At 51.8% G+C, this 20,769-nt stretch carries 11 protein-coding genes; 8 read left to right on the top strand and 3 right to left on the bottom strand.

Translation table 11 applies throughout. The features are described from left to right. The first annotated feature begins 141 nt into the window (after positions 1-141). Positions 142-312 carry a pinensin family lanthipeptide gene (locus AB9P05_RS10940; RefSeq protein ID WP_371908867.1) on the top strand — a complete coding sequence of 57 codons (171 nt, stop codon included), beginning with the start codon at positions 142-144 and terminating at the stop codon, positions 310-312. Positions 313-1,222: 910 nt separating this feature from the next. Here AB9P05_RS10940 and AB9P05_RS10935 read toward each other — a convergent pair. Continuing rightward, complete coding sequence (locus AB9P05_RS10935; RefSeq protein ID WP_371908866.1) at positions 1,223-1,741, bottom strand: hypothetical protein; 519 nt, start codon at positions 1,739-1,741, stop codon at positions 1,223-1,225. 2,111 nt (positions 1,742-3,852) lie between these two features. Between AB9P05_RS10935 and AB9P05_RS10930 the strand changes: the two genes are divergently transcribed. The 6 genes from AB9P05_RS10930 to AB9P05_RS10905 all read left to right on the top strand — a co-directional run bounded on the left by AB9P05_RS10930 (position 3,853) and on the right by AB9P05_RS10905 (position 15,737). Then, positions 3,853-5,721, top strand: coding sequence for a 7TM diverse intracellular signaling domain-containing protein (locus AB9P05_RS10930; RefSeq protein WP_371908865.1), 1,869 nt, complete (start codon positions 3,853-3,855; stop codon positions 5,719-5,721). 254 nt (positions 5,722-5,975) lie between these two features. After that, positions 5,976-8,993: a SusC/RagA family TonB-linked outer membrane protein gene (locus AB9P05_RS10925; RefSeq protein ID WP_371908864.1), complete on the top strand. Its 3,018-nt coding sequence runs from the start codon at positions 5,976-5,978 to the stop codon at positions 8,991-8,993. 12 nt (positions 8,994-9,005) lie between these two features. Beyond that, positions 9,006-10,490: a RagB/SusD family nutrient uptake outer membrane protein gene (locus AB9P05_RS10920; RefSeq protein ID WP_371908863.1), complete on the top strand. Its 1,485-nt coding sequence runs from the start codon at positions 9,006-9,008 to the stop codon at positions 10,488-10,490. 106 nt (positions 10,491-10,596) lie between these two features. Next, positions 10,597-11,955 carry a glucoamylase family protein gene (locus tag AB9P05_RS10915; RefSeq protein ID WP_371908862.1) on the top strand — a complete coding sequence of 453 codons (1,359 nt, stop codon included), beginning with the start codon at positions 10,597-10,599 and terminating at the stop codon, positions 11,953-11,955. Between the two features lie 21 nt (positions 11,956-11,976). Beyond that, positions 11,977-14,232 (top strand): glycoside hydrolase family 3 N-terminal domain-containing protein, encoded by a 2,256-nt coding sequence (locus AB9P05_RS10910; RefSeq protein WP_371908861.1) that lies wholly within the window; start codon positions 11,977-11,979, stop codon positions 14,230-14,232. Further along, the gene (locus tag AB9P05_RS10905) at positions 14,232-15,737 is read left to right on the top strand and encodes a sulfatase (RefSeq protein ID WP_371908860.1); all 1,506 of its coding nucleotides are present in this window, start codon (positions 14,232-14,234) and stop codon (positions 15,735-15,737) included. The genes AB9P05_RS10910 and AB9P05_RS10905 overlap by 1 nt, the downstream gene beginning before the upstream one ends. A 793-nt stretch (positions 15,738-16,530) precedes the next feature. Here AB9P05_RS10905 and AB9P05_RS10900 read toward each other — a convergent pair. Both AB9P05_RS10900 and AB9P05_RS10895 read right to left on the bottom strand, forming a co-directional pair. Further along, positions 16,531-18,066 (bottom strand): hypothetical protein, encoded by a 1,536-nt coding sequence (locus tag AB9P05_RS10900; protein WP_371908859.1) that lies wholly within the window; start codon positions 18,064-18,066, stop codon positions 16,531-16,533. A 737-nt stretch (positions 18,067-18,803) separates the two neighbouring features. Beyond that, on the bottom strand, positions 18,804-19,397 hold the full coding sequence (locus AB9P05_RS10895) for a hypothetical protein (RefSeq protein WP_371908858.1): 594 nt from the start codon (positions 19,395-19,397) through the stop codon (positions 18,804-18,806). A 253-nt stretch (positions 19,398-19,650) separates the two neighbouring features. Between AB9P05_RS10895 and AB9P05_RS10890 the strand changes: the two genes are divergently transcribed. Beyond that, positions 19,651-20,727, top strand: a complete 1,077-nt coding sequence (locus tag AB9P05_RS10890; RefSeq protein ID WP_371908857.1) for an SDR family NAD(P)-dependent oxidoreductase — start codon at positions 19,651-19,653, stop codon at positions 20,725-20,727. The last annotated feature ends 42 nt before the right edge of the window (positions 20,728-20,769 follow it).

Below are 20,769 nucleotides of genomic sequence, written 5' to 3'. Positions count from 1 at the left end.
CAAATGACATGGAAGTCAAATAAAATCAAACAATTAGGCGCTATACCTATTCTTATAATATAATGACTTGTTGAAAGAATACATTCCATAAGGCATTTACTACCACAAAACGCATTTTTTTTAATCACTAAAAACAATATAATGAAGAAAGAAAAATTAAACCTAGACCAGATCAAAGTAGACAGTTTTGTAACCGAAGCTAAGCACCTGAAAGGTGGTGCCGCACCTGTATCCGAAACAGTAGGGGGTCCTACCGAATTATATGGCCCCAAAGGTGGCTGCATATACAGTTGCGTAGTAGTCGAAGGCTAAACAGCAATAACAAGCTAACATATATAAGGCTGATCCATCCGGGTCAGCCTTTTTTCGTATGCATCGGCTGCCGTTTCACCTCATTTTGCGGGTTCAGTGCCATAGGCACGCAACCTTAGCCCCCGGAAGTCAATTAACATCACAGCAATTCTTACCTCTACAGCCAAAATGGAGTGTTTCCCACCCAACCTCATTCCCCTCCACCGGAGGGGCAGGCGCAGAAATTTACTTTGGAATGGCAATAGCTCACGCCGGGGTGGGTCTAAAGCTGGAGCAATAATCCATTATTTCAGCTTATACCTACAGTCTAACCCAGTCGCCTGCGTACTCGGTCTGAAAGACCCCAGCTCCGGAATCTTTATTTGAGTTCTAAATGGCCATTTGAGGCCGAGTCGGTCCCGACCCCGGCTCCCAGGAGGGTAATTTACATTGGATCAACGCTTAGCTTGACGGCTATGCGCCCCCAGGGAGAGGGCCGACTTTCGGGGCCCGGCTTCCGGAGGCCCGACTCTCGGTGGGTCTTGCAGAATCTTTATAGCAGTCAGTAAAGGAAAATCCCAACCCCATTCCCATCAGGACGTCGCATTTGTAGCCTAATAAAGCCAAAGCAATCCTCAGGACCATAAGCACGCTGCCTAAGCCCTCAGAATGGTATTAACATCACAACAATTCTTAGCTCTACAGCCAAAACGGAGTGTTTCCCACCCAACCTCATTCCCCTCCCTCTGGGAGAGGTCCGACTTTCGGGAACAGATGAAAAAACGTTCCAGCGTTTTCTCATTAGGTTGGGCGGCACACCGCTGCGCCGGCATTCCGGGGAGACAAAAAAGGTGCCACTCCCTTTTTTTGGCAGGGTCCTTTAGCAGCCGTTCCTATTCAGAACAGAGTCCCATCCACACCCCAAATCACCCTACCGGCTCTCAGTTCGATTCACTACCTTATAAAAGACCTCGCGGCTATATACAGAGTCGCCTATGATAAATTCCAGCCTATCCTCATCATAGGTATAAATGCTTCGGTATTCATTTCCCAAAGAGTCCCGGCCAAAGTAATCCACTTCCCTTTCCTCCCCAAAGCCAGTCAGGATAATCTCTTTAGCATAGTGCCCGACCCCTTCCTCACCCTCGGGAGCAAAATATTTTATGTGCGAATCTTCCCGAAGCACCCTTTTTCCCCACCCCCCTTCTATTAGGGGAATTCCTTTCTCTGCTCGCCACGAATTATATTCTGGCCCAGGCTTCCTTAGAGAACCCGTGTTATCCATAATTTTATATGCCAGGCTGGAAATCACAAAAAGCCCCATGAGTATCAGTATTACCTTGATACCACTTTTGAAATACGCCGGATTCCGCTTGTAGTCCTTATAATACCCTGCTGCTATTAAAATAATAGGCAGAAGAATGACGATCACGCCGATAATTATTCCCATGACAATTCAGGTTTCAATGCAAAAGTAAGGCCCTGCCTTTATAAAGCCATACCATTTTGGCTCCAAACAAAAAACTCCATAAAGCCTACTAGCTCAGACCGCTTATCGTGACTTACTCACCAGTCCGGTACATTGGACTAACCATGCAGACTGCAGCGCACACCAGCACCAAACCCTTTTCTCTCAGGACAAATATTCCCACCTTCCCGAGCCCCCCAAAACCACGTAACGCCCTAATTCCCCTCCCCCCGGCCATAGCCATCAAGTTAAGAATGCAAAATCCTATCATTCAGGCAGCTATGTCATTCCCCTCCACCGGAAGGGCAGGCGCAGAAACGTTACTATAAAACTCAAAAATCCATGCCAGGGTGGGTCCTGTTTTGCTGATTATGAATCATTGGTTTTTAAAAATGTGACACACTGCAGCAATAGGCGCGAATAATTCCCCGCCCCCAGTATAGCCGTCAAGTTAAGCACACAAATTACTGTAAATCAATTAATAAGAAGTTATTCCCCTTTGGGACTGGGGACGCACACGTCGGGCAGGCGCAGAAATTTATTTTGGAATGGCAATAGCTCACGCCGGGGTGGGAATAAAGCTGGAGCAATAATCCATTATTTCAGCTTGTACCTACAGTCTAACCCAGTCGCCTGCGTACTCGGTCTGAAAGACCCCAGCTCCGGAATCTTTATTTGAGTTCTAAATGGCCATTTGAGGGCCGAGTCGGTCCCGACCCCGGCTCCCAGGAGGGTAATTTACATTGGATCAACGCTTAGCTTGACGGCTATGCGCCCCCACGGAGAGGTCCGACTTTCGGGGTCCGACTCTCGGTGGTCCGACTCTCGCTGGTCCGGCTTCCGGTGGTCCGACTTTCGGGGTCCGACTCTCGCTGGGCGGCATTCCGCTGGGCGGCATTCCGCTGGGCGGCATTCCGCTGGGCCGGCTTTCGGAGGCCCAACTCTCCTTGTCCGGTATTTCGCTGGGCCTTGCAGCAAATAGCAAGCGAGTAATCATTTCAGTGTACTACTACTTTTAACTTGACGGCTATGCTTCCATAACGCACCATCCATATGCCAAAAATAGCCATTACCCCCGCCAATCAGACACTTTTACATTTTCTTATTTTTTGTACTTTTACCACATCGGGTATTTGGCCTCCAGCCTATTTTACACCTACCTTTCACCCTATCCATCTCTCTTCTCCTTCGCTTCTACGACGGTTCTGCTTCGCTACTCCTTCGCTATGAGTATAGCTTGAGTCCATCCTCGCTAGGGGGCAGGCCTACTCAGCATATACCATACAAAGATATTGCATTTTTCTAATCGTGGCACAGCCACTTCATCTCACCCTACAGAGCATAGCCGTCAAGCTAAGCACCAATTCCCCTCCTTTGGTAATAGGAGTGGCCCGGCATTCCGGAGGTCCGACTTTCGGGGTTCGACTATCGGGGTTCGACTTTCGAGGTTCGACTTTCGAGATCCGACTATCGGGTGATAGAGTATGTGCCCTCTCTTCCGCAAAATTCCTTTCCCCAAGAGAAGCCGAATGAAATACAAGGCTCTTAGGGAAAGGTGGCCGCCGTGGTAAGCATAAGTACTGCAGGAAGCATATCGAAGAGATGTAGTTACCTTCCCTCAAAAATTGATTCGCGGACGGAAAGGGAATCCACCCCAGTCGCCTGCCAGCCCAGCTCCCACCAGGGTAATATGCTATTGTGCCATGCTAGCTTGACGGCTATGCTCCCCCAGGGAGAGGTTCGACTTTCGAGGTCCGACTTTCGTGGTCCGACTTTCGTGGTCCGACTTTCGAGGTCCGACTTTCGAGGTCCGACTTTCGAGGTCCGACTTTCGAGGTCCGACTTTCGGGGACACATGAAAAAACCTTCCAGCGTTTTCTCATGAGGTGGTCTGACTCTCGCTGGGCCGGCTTCCGGTGATCCGGCAGTCCGCTGGGCGGCATTCCGCTGGGCCGGCATGCCGGGGAGACAAAAAAAGGCGCCACTCCCTTTTTTTTGGCGGGGTCATTTGGCAGCGTTTTTTCACCAGGCCCCCACCCACAAAACCGAAATACCTAAAATTGATTACCTTATGCCGGAATCCGCTTTTTAACGTGACAGCAAAGCCCCTACATATCCTTTCCCTCATCATCTCGCTTACCTGCCTCATGGCAGAGGTCGCTACCGCAGCCACCCCCGCCCCATTCTATTTAAGACCCGGACAGGAAGAAATGATCATCCCCTTCAGCCGCATGGCCTATGTAGAAGACACCGCCGACACCCTCACCTTCCGCCACGTCACCCGGCACCCCGAACTCTTCAGCGTAAACCCCCGCTTCCGGCCACCCGACTACAATGCACCCTCAACCTATTGGGTAAAGCTCGATATTCGCCTGCCCGAAAAAGGCCAGAGCGGCCAGCTACTCGAGTTCTACGATCAGACCATCGACGAGATCACCTTCTACTCCCCTCGTGAAGACGGCACCTACCAAACCATAAGAATGGGCGACGCACTCCCCTTTCACGAGAAGCTCTTTCTACACAAAAACTTTGAGGTACTCCTGCCCCCCGATCTGCAGGGCGTGCACACCTTCTACTTTAAAGTAAAGTCCCACAGCTACGCCGACATTCGCGTCGCCCTGCGTACCCTGCCACGTTTTGTCCACTACGCACTCAATGAGTACTTCCTCTACGGCATCTTTTACGGGATGATCGTCATCATCACCCTTTACAACCTACTCATCTACTCCGCCATTAAGGAGATCAAGTACCTCTACTACACCTTTTACATCCTTAGCGTAGGCATATACGCCATGTGCGTCGACGGCATCGCCTACCAGTACCTCTGGCCCGGAAGCCCCCAGTGGAACCAGATAGCCTACGGCACCGCCCTCTTCGCCGTTATCTTCTGGATTCTCCTTTTCTCCATGAAGTTCCTCAACACCAGCGTGCGTGCCCCCTGGCTGCACAAAGCCCTGCTTGTCGTGCTGGGCGCCAGGTGCTTATATTTCCTTACCGGCATCATGGTCGATAACCGCCTGTTCGACTACCAATACCTGGAGATCATCCCCCTCTCCCTCATCTTCCTCGCCAGTATCGCCGTCCTTATCCGAGGCTACAAGCCCGCCCGCTTCTTCGTCGTTGCATACGGCTTCCTCTTTCTCGGTTTTTTGGTAAAAGGCCTCGTATACCTTTCCATCATCCCCTTTAGCATCCTCAGTTACTACAGCCTGCACGTCTCCTTTTTGCTCGAAATGCTCTTCCTCACCTTTGCCCTCAGCGACCGCGTGCGTATCCTTAAGAGCAACCGCGACCGCGCCCTGCGCCGCATCATCCGCCAGCAGGAAGTAAATGCGGAGCTGAAAGACGAAGTAAACCGTGAGCTCGAAAAAAACGTGAAGCAGCGCACCCGCGAGCTCCAAGCCAAAAACCTCGAGCTCGAAGAGCTAAACCAGAAGCTATTTGAGCAAACCCGTGAGATCGGCCGGATAAACAGCCTGCTCGACCTCGATAACTGGAAGCTCAAGAACAATATGAAGCAGATACTGCAGGACAGGTTCATAAACAAGAACCTCACCCCCGAGCAGTTTCGCAACATCTTTCCCGACCAGCTAAGCTGCTACCGCTTTCTCGAAAAAATGAAGTGGGAGAAAGGATTCTACTGCATCAAGTGCAACCATGACAACTACACCGACGGCACCGCCAAGTTCTCACGCCGCTGCACCCGCTGCGGCTACGTCGAGTCCGTCACCAGCAACACCGTTTTCCACGGTATCCGCTTCCCTATTGAGAAGGCATTCTACATCCTCTATGTCACCAATAACCGGCAGACCGATTACACCCTCGATGAGCTATCCGAAGTACTCGACCTGCGGCGAAATACCGTGTGGCGCTTCCGCAAAAAGATAGAAAAATTATACGCCTCTGGTAATAAAGATGACTCCACACTCCTTATCTACAACCTCTTTTCCGGTCATCTATAAACCATACCTTACATACCCTTCAGACCATATTTTTGTCTCCATCCGGTCACTTGTTACCAAAGCGTGATACGCAAACGTTTTCTGTGTTGAAATATACGCATAGGCGCACAAAATGGTGTTTTTAAGGCGCAACAGCACCACCTGTTTTTAGGTAGTGAAAACCCTGTTTTTCAATTGATTTTTACGAAAAAAATTGGGGATCATTAGGCGAAACCGTACAATGCCAACAGGTTACACAACATAACACCATTTTTATGAGAGAAATCTACGGGCAACTACGGGCGACAGGTGCATCGCTCCTTCTATTGCTGCTTTTTACGACTATCGCAATCCCGCTTAGCGCACAGGACACCTCACTCATCAGGGGTAAGGTGACCGACGAGACCGGTGAAGCGCTGCCGGGTGTGAACGTATACGTGGCAGGCACCAACCGCGGTACTACCACAGACGTGGACGGTAACTACTCACTACAGGTATCCGCAGATGCCACCACCCTCGTCTATTCATTTGTTGGCTATACGCAGGAGACCGTCGATATCAACGGAAGGTCTACCATGAACGTACAGCTATACCCTTCTGTAGAGACCCTGCAGGAGATAGTCGTGGTCGGTTATGGTGAACAGCGAAAGCGCGATGTTACCGGGGCTATCAACTCCGTAGATGGCGAGCGAATAAGCCGAATACCCACATCCTCAGTGGCACAGGCCCTGCAGGGCCAGGTAGCCGGTGTCACCGTCACACCCACCTCCGGAGAGCCAGGCGCCTCAGCAGCCATCAGGATTCGCGGTGTCGGTACCCTTAATAATTCCAACCCTATATTTGTCGTGGATGGAATGATCGTAGACAATATCGACTTCCTCAACCCTAACGACATCAAGTCCATAGAAGTACTGAAAGATGCCTCCGCTACCGCCATTTACGGTACCCGGGGCGCCAACGGAGTAGTCATCGTGAGCACCAACCAGGGCGCATATGACCAGCCCACCAAGGTAAATTTCAGTGCCAGCTACGGCGTACAGCGTGTAATAGACGAGATAGACCTCGTAAATGCCAGTCAGTTTGCCGAACTCGCCAACGAACTTGCCGTAAACGAAGGCGGCACCCCCCTCTATCCCAACCCTTCATCTTTCGGAGAAGGCACCAACTGGCAGGACGAAGTATTCCGTAATGCCGCCATCCAGGACTACCAGGTAAACCTCTTCGGCGGATCCGAAAAGATCAACTACAATGTAGCCCTTAACTACTTCAGGCAGGAAGGCATCATCATTGGCAGTGACTTTGAGCGCTACACACTCAGGATAAATAACGAGTACAAGCTCGCCGACCCCGTTACACTGGGCCACAACCTTGCCTTTATATACAATAACAGCAACACCAGCCCCAACCTCGTCGTCAACGCCTACCGGGCCTATCCCATCTTCGAGCCATTTGACGAAGACGGATTTGCGCCCCTGGATCCCGTAGGCAACCCCATTGCCGCACAGTTCTACGACCGCAACGACAACTTTGCCCTGCGCTCAGTTGGTAACATCTACCTCGATGTAGACATTCTTAAAGACCTTACCTTCCGTACCAACTTTGGTGTAAACCTGGGCAGACGCGAACGTAAGAGCTACACCCCAGAGTTCTTTGTATCCCCCATACAGCAGGCACAGCAGGATCGCCTCACCGTATCCGGTACTAACGACCGCGACATCCTCTGGGAAAACACCCTGCGCTACAACAAAGAGTTCGGCGATCACAGCCTCTCCGCAGTAGTCGGCTATACCGTCCAGGACATTTACATCGAAGAGTTTAACGCCAGTATATCAGGGCTACCTGGTGAAGGCAAGAACTTCTGGTACCTATCCGCTGGCGATGCCACCACCTTTGCACTAGGTAGTGCCGGTGACAACGAGGCCGGGGAGAACCAACTCGAATCATACCTCGCCAGGGTAAACTACGCATACAAAGGGAAATACCTCCTTACCGCCAGCTTCCGCCGGGACGGCTCCAGCCGCTTTGGCGATGATAACCGCTACGGTAACTTCCCCGCCGTAGGGGTAGGCTGGAGAATCAGCGAAGAGCCCTTTATGGCCAATGTAGCCCTTATCAATGACCTCAAGCTAAGAGCCAGCTACGGTATCACCGGTAACGAACGTATTGGAAACTACCAGTTCGTACCCCTCGTACAAGGCAACCTCAATGCCGTATTCGGAGTAGATGAGACCGTAGTATTCGGCGCTACCCCCGTAGCCGCTGCCAACAGCAATCTGCGATGGGAAGAAACCGAGCAACTTGATATAGGAATTGAACTCGGTATACTACAGAATCGCCTCACCTTCGAAGCTGACTACTACCGCAAGCAAACGAACGACATCCTTGCCGTACTTCCACAGCCAGACTTCCTCGGTTTCGATTCAGATCCCACCATCAACTCCGCTTCAGTCACCAACAACGGCTGGGATTTCTCCCTTGCCTGGCAGGACGAAGTCAGTGACTTCACCTACGGCGTACAGGCCATCGCCTCCGTAGTAGATAATGAAGTCAACGAACTCGGCCAGGGGCTTGATGTCATCTTCGGCGGCCCTACAGGAGAAGGTGGTAAGCTCGCTACCCGCACCGTCGTAGGCGAACCCATTGCACACTTCTACGGCTACCGCACCATTGGCGTGTTCCAGTCAGAAGAACAGATCAATAACACCCCCAGCCTCCCCGGTACCGTACCCGGTGACCTCATCTTTGAGGACATAACCGGCGACGGCGAGATCAACGGAGACGACCGCACCAACATAGGCAACTCATTCCCTACCCTCACCTTAGGCCTTAACCTTAATTTTGCCTACAAAGGAGTAGACCTCAGCATGCTCTGGAACGGTAGCTACGGGTACCAGATATACAATGCCAAAAAGACCCAGCGGTTCAATACCTACAACTTTGAAACCTCCTACCTCGACAGGTGGACCGGTCCCGGCACCAGCAATACCGAGCCACGCGTCACCAACGGCGGTATCAACTACAACGTGTCCGACCGCTTCCTCGAAGACGGTGACTTTACCCGCCTGCGTAACCTGCAGATCGGTTACACCTTCCCACAGACACTCAGCGAGCGCTGGGGAATGGAGAAGCTCAGAGTATATGTGAACGGCACTAACCTGCTTACCATTACCGATTATTCCGGCTACACGCCCGAAATCAATCCCAACAGTTCCAACGTTTTTGATGTCAATATAGACAGAGGCGTCTACCCCATCTCACGCGTCTACACCGTAGGCCTTGATGTCTCATTCTAAAGAATAAACAATATGAAGAAGTGGTTTTTATACATCTTTCTAGGCACAGCCGCCACCTGCACCGTGAGCTCCTGCGGAGAAGATTTCCTTGAGCAGGACCCATTGGTACAGCAAACAGCCAGCAACTTTTTTGAAACAGAAGAACAGGCCATAGAGGCCACCAATGCCGTGTACTTTATGCTACGCGACTGGTCCGTTCACGTATTCAGCTACATAGGGCTTACCGACATCCACTCCGATGATGCAGTAAAAGGAAGCACCCCCAACGATGCAGCCTTCCTCCGTGAGCTCGACGACTATACATACGACCAGTTCAATATCGCATTCGGAGGCGTATGGAGTGGCTACTACCGGGGCATACGCCGGGCCAATGAAGTCATAGACAAAGTACCCCGGGCCAATATCAATGATGACCTCGGACAGCGCCTCGTGGGCGAGGCTAAATTCCTGCGCGCCTACTTCTATTTCTTTCTCGTAAGAGGATTCGGAGGCGTGCCCCTCCTTACCGGGCCCACCATCAGCGCGGAGGGCATCACCAGGGCCACCGAGGCCCAGGTACTAGACCAGATAGAGCAGGACCTCATTGATGCAGCAGCCGTACTTCCTGAAAAAAGCGAGTACCCAAGCACCGAACTAGGCCGTGCCACCCGCGGCGCAGCCCTCGGTTTCCTTGCCAAAGTATATCTCTGGCGTGACAACTATGATGATGCCCTTACCACTGCCGAGCAAGTCATCAACTCCGGTGAGTATTCACTGGCTCCTGATTTTGCCATGATCTTCCGCGTTGCCGGCGAGCATGGATCAGGGTCCATATTCGAAGTATCGGCCACCAGCTCACAGGTCGGTCACGGACAAGGCGGAGGTGGCTCACAGTTCAACCAGGTACAGGGCGTACGCGGTAACCCCAACCTCGGATGGGGCTTTAACTGGCCCTCACCCGAACTCGAAGCCTCATTCGACCCCCAAGACCCACGCCGCGATGCCACTATTCTCTACGTAGGGGAAGAACTGCCCGACGGTTCAGCCGTCATCGTAGACAACCCCAACCTCGAAGGGGAGCGCTATAACCAGAAAGCATGGGTATCCGAGCAGATAAACCAGGGAGCAGCCGAAGGCAATATCCGACTCCTCCGCCTCGCCGACATACTCCTTGTAGCCGCCGAGGCAGCCAATGAGCTTAACCAGACAGGCAAAGCCCAAATGTACCTCAACATGGTTCGCCAGCGTGCCCGCGGGGGAGACATGGACATCCTGCCCGACGTCACTACCAGCGACCAGGCACAGCTACGCACCGCCATATGGAATGAACGCCGCTGGGAACTCGCCATGGAGCAGCAAAGATGGTTTGACCTCAAAAGTCAGGGACGTCTCGAAGAAGCCATGCGCGCAGTCGGTAAGACCAATTTCGACCCCACGCGCCACATTTACTGGCCCATTCCCCAGCAGGAAGTAGACCTTACCGGGGGCGACCTCAGCCAGAACGACGGCTGGAACTAAGCCCCTTAATGCCTTAACTCAGAACCAAGGGAAGCCGGGGTGCCCGTATCACCCCGCTTCCCGCAGGTTCCCCATTTTTTCACCCTTACCCATAACAGAACCCTTCATGTTCAAATACACCGGTATACTCTGCCTCTGCAGTATCTGGCTGCTCATAGCTTGTTCCGATGAACAAACCGCTACAAACTCCGGCCAGAACCCCCCACCCGACACAGTACCCTCCCTTAGCGACCAGGAGCTGTTCGACATGGTGCATGAGCAGACCTTCCGCTACTTTTACGACTACGCCGAACCACAGTCCGGGGTGGCCCGCGAGCGTTTCCATGCCGACAATGTATACCCCCAGGACGATAAGAATATCGTTACCTCAGGCGGTGGTGGCTTTGGCGTTATGGCCCTCCTCGTAGGAATAGAGCGCGGCTGGATCACCAGGCAGCAAGGCTACCAACGACTACGTCAAATTGTCGACTTTCTCGAAACAGCCGACCGCTTTCATGGCGTGTGGCCACATTGGATGAACGGCGAAACCGGGCAGGTGAAGCCCTTTAGCGCCAAAGACAACGGCGGCGACCTCGTGGAGACCTCCTTCATGATACAGGGACTCCTTTGCGTAAGACAATACTTTAAAGACGGCAGCCAGGAAGAACAGCAACTTGCCGCCGATATAGACACCCTCTGGCAGGAAGTCGAATGGGACTGGTACCGCCGCGACGGAGAAAACGTGCTTTACTGGCACTGGTCACCCAATTTTGGCTGGGACATGAACTTCCCCCTCCGCGGCTATAACGAGTGCCTCATCACCTACGTACTCGCAGCCTCATCACCCACCCACGGCATACCCGCAGAAGTATACCATGAGGGCTGGGCACGTAACGGAAACATCGTAGACCCCGTCGAAGCCTACGGACACCGCCTAGACCTCCACCATAATGGCGCCGAAGCCTATGGAGGCCCCCTATTCTGGGCACACTACAGCTACCTCGGGCTAGACCCCCGCAACCTCAGCGACCGCTACACCAACTACTGGGAGCACAATACCAACCATAGCCTCATCAACTATGACTGGTGCGTCGAAAACCCCAATAACTACGAAGGCTATGGCGAAAACTGCTGGGGGCTTACCGCCAGCTACAGCGTAAACGGCTACGCCGGCCACCGGCCCGGCAACGACCTTGGCGTGATATCACCCACCGCTGCCCTCTCCTCCATACCCTACACACCCGATAAAAGCATGGCCGCCATGCGCTACTTCTACGAAGAGCTCGGCAGCAAAGTATGGGGCGTGGCCGGATTCTATGACGCCTTTAGCGAAGAGAAGAACTTCTATCCCCAGCGCTACCTCGCCATAGACCAGGGCCCCATTGTCGTAATGATGGAAAACCACCGTACAGGACTCCTGTGGGACCTTTTCATGTCTTGCCCCGAAGTACAGCAAGGGCTCGATAAGCTTGATTTCACCTATTAAAGAAACCCGAAAAATCTACAGATGCGATACATTTTATTTTTTGCAGGCCTCTTTTTCATCTGCCTGCCCGGATGCCAGTCCGATGCCCAGCCCCGCAAAACCGGCATCGCACAGGGCGGCAACGACTTTATAGACTCTCTGATGGCCGAAATGACCCTTGAGGAAAAGATAGGCCAGCTTACCCTATACACCAGCGGCTGGGACGTTACAGGTCCCACACTCAATGATGATTACAAACAGGAACTGGTGTCCGGCAGAGTAGGAGGATTATTCAATGCCCATACGGTAGGCTATGCCCGTGACCTGCAGCGCATGGCTGTGGAAGAAACACGGCTCGGCATACCCCTGCTGTTTGGCTATGACGTCATCCATGGCTACAAGACGATCTTCCCTATTCCGCTGGCCCAGGCCTGTTCATGGGACCTCGACATGATGCGCGAGTCCGCCCGCCTATCCGCCAAAGAAGCCGCTTCCGCCGGGCTCAACTGGACCTTTAATCCCATGGTAGACATTGCCAGAGATCCACGCTGGGGCCGTATTGCCGAAGGCGGAGGCGAAGACACCTACCTCGTAAGCCGCATTGCCGAGGCAAAAGTTAAAGGCTACCAGGGCGACGACCTCACAGACCCCTTCACACTCCTCGCCTGCGTCAAGCACTTTGCCGCCTACGGGGCCGCACAGGCAGGACGCGATTACCATACCGTAGACATGTCCGAGCGCGTACTCCGCGAGACCTACCTCCCCCCCTACAAAGCCGCCATCGATGCAGGCGTAGCCACCGTCATGTCATCCTTCAATGAAGTAGACGGCGTACCCGCCAGCGGCAGCAGCTACCTTATGAAAGACATCCTCAGAGAAGAGTGGGGATTCCAAGGCTTTGTCGTCACCGACTACACCTCCATTAACGAAATGGTACCACACGGCGTCGTTAAAGACGAAAAAGAAGCCGCGGCCCTCGCCATCAATGCCGGTATCGATATGGATATGCAGGGCGGCGTATTTAATCAATACCTCGCACAACTCGTAGAAGAGGGAAAAGTACCCCTGGCGGAAATAGACAATTCCGTTCGCCTTATCCTGCAGGCAAAAATAGACCTCGGCCTCTTTGAAGACCCCTACCGCTACATGGATGAGAACAGGGAAAAAGAAACTGTCTTCTCCACAGAGCTCATGGACCATGCCCTCGAGTCCGCTAAAAAATCAATGGTGCTGTTAAAAAACGAAGAAGTGAACGGCAGCCCCCTTCTGCCCCTTTCTCAAAGCACCCGGAAAATAGCCCTCATCGGTCCCCTTGCAGACAACAAGATAGACCTGCTCGGTACCTGGCACGCCTCCGGAGACGAGTCCAAAGTAAAGACCCTCCTCGCCAGCCTCAGAGAAGCCGCCCCCAATGCCGATATCCAATACGTCAAAGGTGCCGGATTTGAAGGAGACGACCAGAGCGGATTTGAAGAAGCCATCAGCGCAGCCAATGCCGCCGACCTCGTCATCATGGCCATTGGCGAAAACTACCGCCAGAGTGGAGAAGCCGCCAGCCGCTCCCAGCTCGGACTGCCCGGCCCCCAGCAGGCCCTCCTCGAAAAAGTACACGCCACCGGTAAACCCCTAGTAACCGTAGTCATGGCAGGCAGGCCCCTCACCATCACGTGGATGCACGATAACGTGCCCGCCATCCTGTACGCCTGGCACCTCGGCACCCAGTCAGGCCCCGCCATTGCCGATGTCCTCTTTGGCAACTACAACCCCGCCGGCAAGCTCACCATCACCTTTCCCCGTAACGTAGGCCAGATCCCCATCTACTACAGCATGAAGAACACCGGAAGGCCCTTTCTCGAAGAGCAAAAATACACCAGTAAATACCTCGACGTGCCCAATCAGCCCCTCTACCCCTTTGGCCATGGCCTCAGCTACACCACATTCAGCTACGGCGATGTCAGCCTTAGTCAGAACAGCCTCGATATGGGCGGCTCCCTTACCGCCTCCGTTCAGGTCACTAATAGTGGCGACAGAGAAGGCGAAGAAGTCGTACAGCTATACATACGCGACCTCGTAGGCAGCGTCACCCGCCCCGTAAAAGAGCTCAAAGGCTTTCAGAAAATAAGCCTCCAGCCCGGACAGTCACAGACTGTCACCTTTACCATACACACAGATGACCTCGCTTTTTACACCCGCGACATGAGCCACAAAGCCGAACCCGGGGACTTCAAAGTATTTATTGGTACCAGTTCCGCTGACACCAAAGAGGCAGATTTCACCCTCACAGATAACAGCCAGTAATGAGACCCCTGTTTTACCTCATACTTCTTTTGCTGCCCGCCGCCCACGCCTGCCAACAGGCCACCGGGCGGCAGGCTCCCCCACAGAACCTGCAGCTACAGCAGACAGGCAATAAGCCCAAAAACATCGTGTTTATCCTCAGTGATGACCACCGCTACGACTTCATGGGCTTCACCGGTAAAGTCCCCTTTCTGCAGACCCCCGCTATGGACCGCATGGCCGCCGGGGGCGTGCATGTGGAAAACGCCTTCGTTACCACATCACTCTGCTCACCCAGCCGCGCCTCCATACTGACCGGGCAGTTCTCACACCGCCACGGCGTCATAGACAACCAGTCACTCGTCGCTGACTCATCCGTGTTTTTTCCCGAGTACCTGCAAAAGGCCGGCTACAATACCGCCTTTATAGGTAAGTGGCACATGGGCGAACACCACGCCGACCCACGCCCCGGCTTCGACCACTGGGTCAGCTTCCGCGGACAAGGCCAGTACTACAACCCCACCCTCAATGTAGACGGGAAAGAAAAAGCCTTTAAAGACAGCACCTACGTCACCGACCTCCTCACAGACTATGCCCTCGACTTTATCAAAGAACAGGACGGAGAAAAACCCTTCTTCCTCTACCTCTCACACAAAGGCGTACACTCCGAGTTTGCCCCCGCCCCCCGGCACCGCGATGCCTACCTCGGCGAAGAACCCGCCTACCCTCCCAGCATGTACCCCCCTGCCACCGACACCCTCGACTACCGCTACCACCTCCTGCCCAACTGGGTAAAGGCACAGCGCAATAGCTGGCATGGAGTAGACTACATGTACCACGGGCAAATCTCCTTTCCCGAGTTCTACCGCCGGTACAATGAGACCCTCCTCTCCGTAGACGAAAGCATAGGCCAGGTACTCGACTACCTCGAGCAAAATGATATGCTCGATAACACCCTCATCTTCTACATGGGAGACAATGGCTTTTCATTTGGCGAGCATGGCCTTATAGATAAGCGCCACGCCTACGAAGAGAGCATCCGCGTGCCCCTGCTCGTATATGGCGGCGGTGACATGATCAAACAAGGCAAGATCAGCCAGATGGTGCAGAACATCGACATTGCACCCACCCTACTCGAACTCGCAGGTCTCACAAAACCCGCCAACATGGACGGCGCCTCATTCACCCCCCTGCTAAAAGGCCAGGACATCCCCTGGCGCGACAGGATATACTACGAATACTTCTGGGAGAGACCCTTTCCCCAGACCCCCACCGTACATGCCGTACGGACCGATAAGTACAAGTACATACGCTACTACGGCATCTGGGACATCAACGAACTATACGACCTGGAAAACGACCCCTGGGAAATGCGCAACCTCATCACCGAAGACTCCCTCAAGCCCCTCAGTAAAGAGCTGCGAAACGACCTCTTCGACTGGCTCGAAGAGTCCGGCGGCATGTCCATACCCCTCCGCAGAGACCGCGGGGCCAGGTTCGATCATTACTACCGCGATACGTATTAATCTTCATATTGAAATGGTGAAAAAGAGAAGGGTGAGTGCCCTTCTTTTTTTTGCCACAAAACTCCCCGCCTGTGATAATAGGAGAAGTCCGGCTTTCGCTTTCCATAGTCACGCTTTTGTGCCTGCCCCCGAGGGAGCATAGCCATCAACCTAAGCACCAATTCCCTTTCCTCAGATAAATATAGTCGTCAAGCTAAGGGCTAATTTTGAATGATTTGCGTACAAAAATATGGCACTCTGCAGCGGTAGGCACAAATAATTCCCCCCCCTGGGGGTGGGGACAGATGAAAAAACGTTCCAAAGTTTTTTCATTAGGGTGGTCCGACTTTCGGTGGTCCGACTCTCGGTGGGCCAACTTTCGGTGGGCCGACTTTCGGTGGGCCGCATCCGGCTGGGCCGCATCCGGCTGGGCCGCATCCGGCTGGGCCTCATTCCGCGACAGATAACAACACGCATATTTCATCAGGGCAGAGACGCTCAGACTGACCCGCCTAAGCCTAACCAATAGGCAAGTCCCTTCGGGACGCAGCCTTTGTAGCTCCAGATGCCAGATCAACCCTCAGTGCCGTAGGCACGCAGCCTAAGCACCCCTGTAGCAATAGGCACAAATTAATTCCCCTCTTGGGGAGAGGCCCGAACTTCCGGGCCCTGATACCAAAGCTTGCTTACATCCCAACCATAAAAAACACTGACAGCCAATTATCCCGCTCCGCTGGAGCTAAATACGTTCATTCTGAATTTCTACAGACACCTCGTCCCGCCCGGGCTAATGCCATGTTAGTTATGTGTGTGATCAATCTACAATACCTCCGTAGGTATATTTTACCGGAAAACGCTCCTTTAGCCGGATAAGCCGTTTCTCCCCCGGTGTCAATTCTATGATCTCATAAGGAGCTATTCCCACAAAATTGGTATATTTTAAATAGATGTAGGATGAGTCAAATTCTTTTCCTATTTGCTCCCTTATTTCTTTCCGGTACAGAATGTATTGTTGTCTGATAATGTCTTTGACTCTGATGTAATCTTCAAATCTGGCTTCCGGTGCCACATCGTAGACTATAGCATGTCTTTGGGGAAACCTTTTGATGAGGGAATACACCACCTCTCCCAATTTCTTATTACCTACCGACTGTCCATTCAAGGTGATGCTCCCATCTGCAGACAGATCGACTTTGATATGATTTACCAGCTTATAGCTTTCCGTACGATATGCCCAATGATGTATTGGTAAGACCAGCCTTCGATTGTCCGACCCTATTTCCTCAGCTTCATTAAGAAATGTTTCAAACTCAGCATAATAGAAGGGTATTATGAAATCCATACCATACGTTGGGTCTAAGGTATTATCATAGAGGCCCGGTGAAGGAACTGCTGTATTGATCCTGATATGACGGACACCTATTTTACTAAACCTGAAAATAAGGTCATTGACGTATTGCATTCGCACATTTCGGTCTATGTACAACACGGGAAGCACAAGCTCTGCTTCAGCCAGCCTGGCTTTTTCCATGGCAACTAAGGCAGGCACTGAATCCAACGTGACCTCTTCAAATTCATAGCGCCCAACCCTGGTTTTAAATATCCGCTCCCTATCACCGTCATGGGAAATAAACAGTCCCAGGAAAAGAGATGACCGGTAATTAAAGTTTCCGCTGCTTGCTTCCGGCACCTCTATATTATTATGAATAAAAACATCTGAGGCAAGCCAGCTATCGTCTATCCTCTTAGCGTCTATAGGTCGCCACTGAGCGATTACGGCGGCCAGTATGCTTACCATAAGAAATGTGAACCCCAGCCACTTTTGACCGTGCCTTCCTGTCTTCCGCAACATAGGCGGCCACATCATAAGAAACATCACCAATGGGAAGAGAAAGTACAGTATAGGATAGCTACCGAAAACAGACTGGCGATAGGGGATACGAAAAGCCGCGTAGAACATCGGAATGTATAGCAGCGCTTTACCGAGAATATACAGGAATACGTAAAACAGCACGGTTTGCAGATTAATCAGGCTTCGCTGATGTAGTTTTAAACGCGGTTGCCTCCATCTGATCGAATTTTCGAGGGCAAACCTGAAGCCGGCAAATAGGCCAAAAACCGAAGCAGTAAGGGCCGAGCTATAATAGAGAATAGTAGAATCCCCCTCTGAAAGGATGAAAGGTACCTGCCATCCCTCAACATGAAAATAAGTGTACCGGGCGCATTCCCACACTACCGTGATAAAACCAAACAGGATAATGGCATAGGCTACTCCCAGTAAAACGCCTACCCACACCCATCCCTTTACCAATAGGTCACTGAATCTGTAATATGTTCGGTTAAATTTCAAATATAGACCTGGTGTATTTTTCTACAATAAATAGGATCTATATTAATTTTGAAAGGGCAATTATATAAACGGACACACCTGATCCCTTTCTAGGTGCATGAAAAAAACAGGCATACGCAGAAGAAAAAAATATGCACAGCCATTACATCATGCTACGCATCACACATTCTGCAAATAATTCACACCGCATCCCAGCCCCCCAACTAATCTTCCGGAAGGCGCCACGATTAAAAAGGCAGGCCCCACTGTAAATTTCAGTCCACTTCCTATCAGCATAGCCCACAACCTAAGCACCAATTCCCCTTTCCTCAGATAAACATAGCCGTCAAACTAAGGGCTAATTTTGAATGATTTGCGTATAAAAATATGGCACTCTGCAGCAATAAGCACTAATCATTCCCCACCTGGTGGAGAGGTCCGACTTTCGAGGTCCATCCTTCCGTGATACCCGCAGAATGTCCCCCAAACAAATCCACTATTCAACCCAGAGCCCCTGATCCCCCCTGCCATAGCGCCGGAAACGCACAAACACACCTTTGCACTTTCCTAACAATCCACTAATTTAGCCACCACAGCATACCACCGGCTTTCACAGTTATCCACACCGAACTGCTTCGTCTCTAAGCCGTCTCTCGCTCGTAACTAATCCGCCATGAGTATGCTTTACCTATAGGAATCCTATAACGTCAGTATTTTTCAATACCTTTAAGCACCCTCAGGAGTTAAATTGTACTTTTTCACCTTTTACGGTTAACCATCCACCTCATGTACGGTCGGCTTTCCGTCTGTAAATAGGCCGTAAGCTGATCTGAAAACTCCAGCGAATACCTCTTTCCGAATTGCTTATCAATCTCCGCCCCATATTTATCCATAGCCTCCGACATCGCCTTATCTATTATTTCCATTGTCAACCCACCATTTTTTTCCTTTCCAGCTATATCCTCCGTTATCTCCTCACCCACCTTTCTCGTCAGATCAGAAATTTCAGGCACAGGCTTACCTTTAAACATTGTGATCCGCTGAAAATTCTCGCAGTTATCCATCAGCTCCAGCCGGACCGCGTTACCGATCACCAGTCCCGCCTCCTGCTGCGTCATACCCTCATTAGCCTCCATATGAACATTCATTGCCTTCACTATCAACTCCGTCTCCTCCTTATACACATTCTGAATAGACTGCATCACCAGCTCATTAAGTTCCGTTTCATCCATACTAAAATCCACATCATCCATCGAGGCGCAAACCTTTCCTGCCAGCTCAGCATCCGGAGACTGGCCCATACCTATTCCAAAAGAGAATATCAAAAAGCCAGTTAAAAAGTACATTTTCATAAAAAATATAGGTTAGTTCGATGATTAATAATGTGAATGGGAAAATGTAACCCCCTTATCTTAAACAGATTATCTTCCATCCACACCAGAATACTGTTTCTTGAAAAAGTCCCCTTCACAGTCACTATCTGTAGCCCCTGTAAGTACATTCCTAAGCCATCCCCCGCATACTACCCCCACCTTCTGCCAGCATATCCAATAAACTTTTAACACTGGCCGCCCATGCGCGTTATACTAGGATAAATACGACTATATGAAAGATTGGCACAAATTGGGTATTGCCCTAGGTGGCTTCCTTGCAGGAAGAGCCATTGCCCGCGAAATTCTTGCTTCAAAATACAGTTTTCACGATAAAGTAGTCCTCGTCACCGGAGGCTCCAGAGGCCTCGGCCTCGTTATGGCCAGGCAACTTGCCGAACAGGGCGCACGAATCGCCATCTGTGCACGTGATGAGGAAGAGCTCGAAGCGGCACACCACCAGCTACGTGCACACGGCGCCTGGGATGTACTCACTATACAGTGCGACATCACCCGCGCCACCGACATCAGCAATGCCGTTGAAAAAGTCTCCAACTACTTTCATGGCCTCGATGTGCTCATCAATAATGCCGGCCAGATACTCGTAGGCCCCCAGGAAAACATGTCTATTAAAGACTACCAGGAGCTCATGAAGATCCACTTCTACGCCCCCCTGCGCTTTATGCAGGCCGCCATACCCCTTATGGAAGAGCAGGGAGAAGGCCGTATCATCAACATATCCAGTATTGGCGGTAAGATAAGCTTCCCCCATCTCCTCCCCTACAGTACCAGTAAGTTTGCCCTTACCGCACTGAGCGAAGGCATGTACACCTCCCTCAGGAAAAAGAACATCATCGTCACCACCGCCTGCCCCGGCCTTATGCGCACCGGCAGCCCACGCAATAGCCGCGTAAAAGGCGATTATGAAAAAGAATACCGCTGGTTCAAAATCAGTGACTCCCTCCCAGTACTATCCGCTAATGCCGAAAAAGCAGCCGCTAAAATACTCAAGGCATGCCGCCGCGGTACACCCGAGATCATTCTTACCCTTCCCGCACGCCTGGCAAACTTTGTATATGGCATAAGCCCTTCACTCATGCTCCGTATGTTCGAGTATGCCGACAGCCACATGTTGCCAGAAGGCGACGGCAATAGTGCCTCATCCTACGGCTATGAGACCAAGTACGAAAAGGAAAGAACCGCCTGGACCCGCCTAACCGATGAGGCCGCCCGTAAAAACAACGAAATGGAAATCGCGCGCCTGCACCTGCCCACTAATGGCAATGGTAACGGCAACGGAGAAGCCCATTAAAACAAAGACTGACAGGCACCTATGCGGTTTTTTTCCATAAAA

The sequence above is a fragment of the Roseivirga sp. BDSF3-8 genome (genome assembly GCF_041449215.1).
In the GTDB taxonomy this organism is placed as follows: Bacteria; Bacteroidota; Bacteroidia; order Cytophagales; family Cyclobacteriaceae; genus JBGNFV01.
This window is presented reverse-complemented; position numbering and strand designations above follow the sequence as displayed.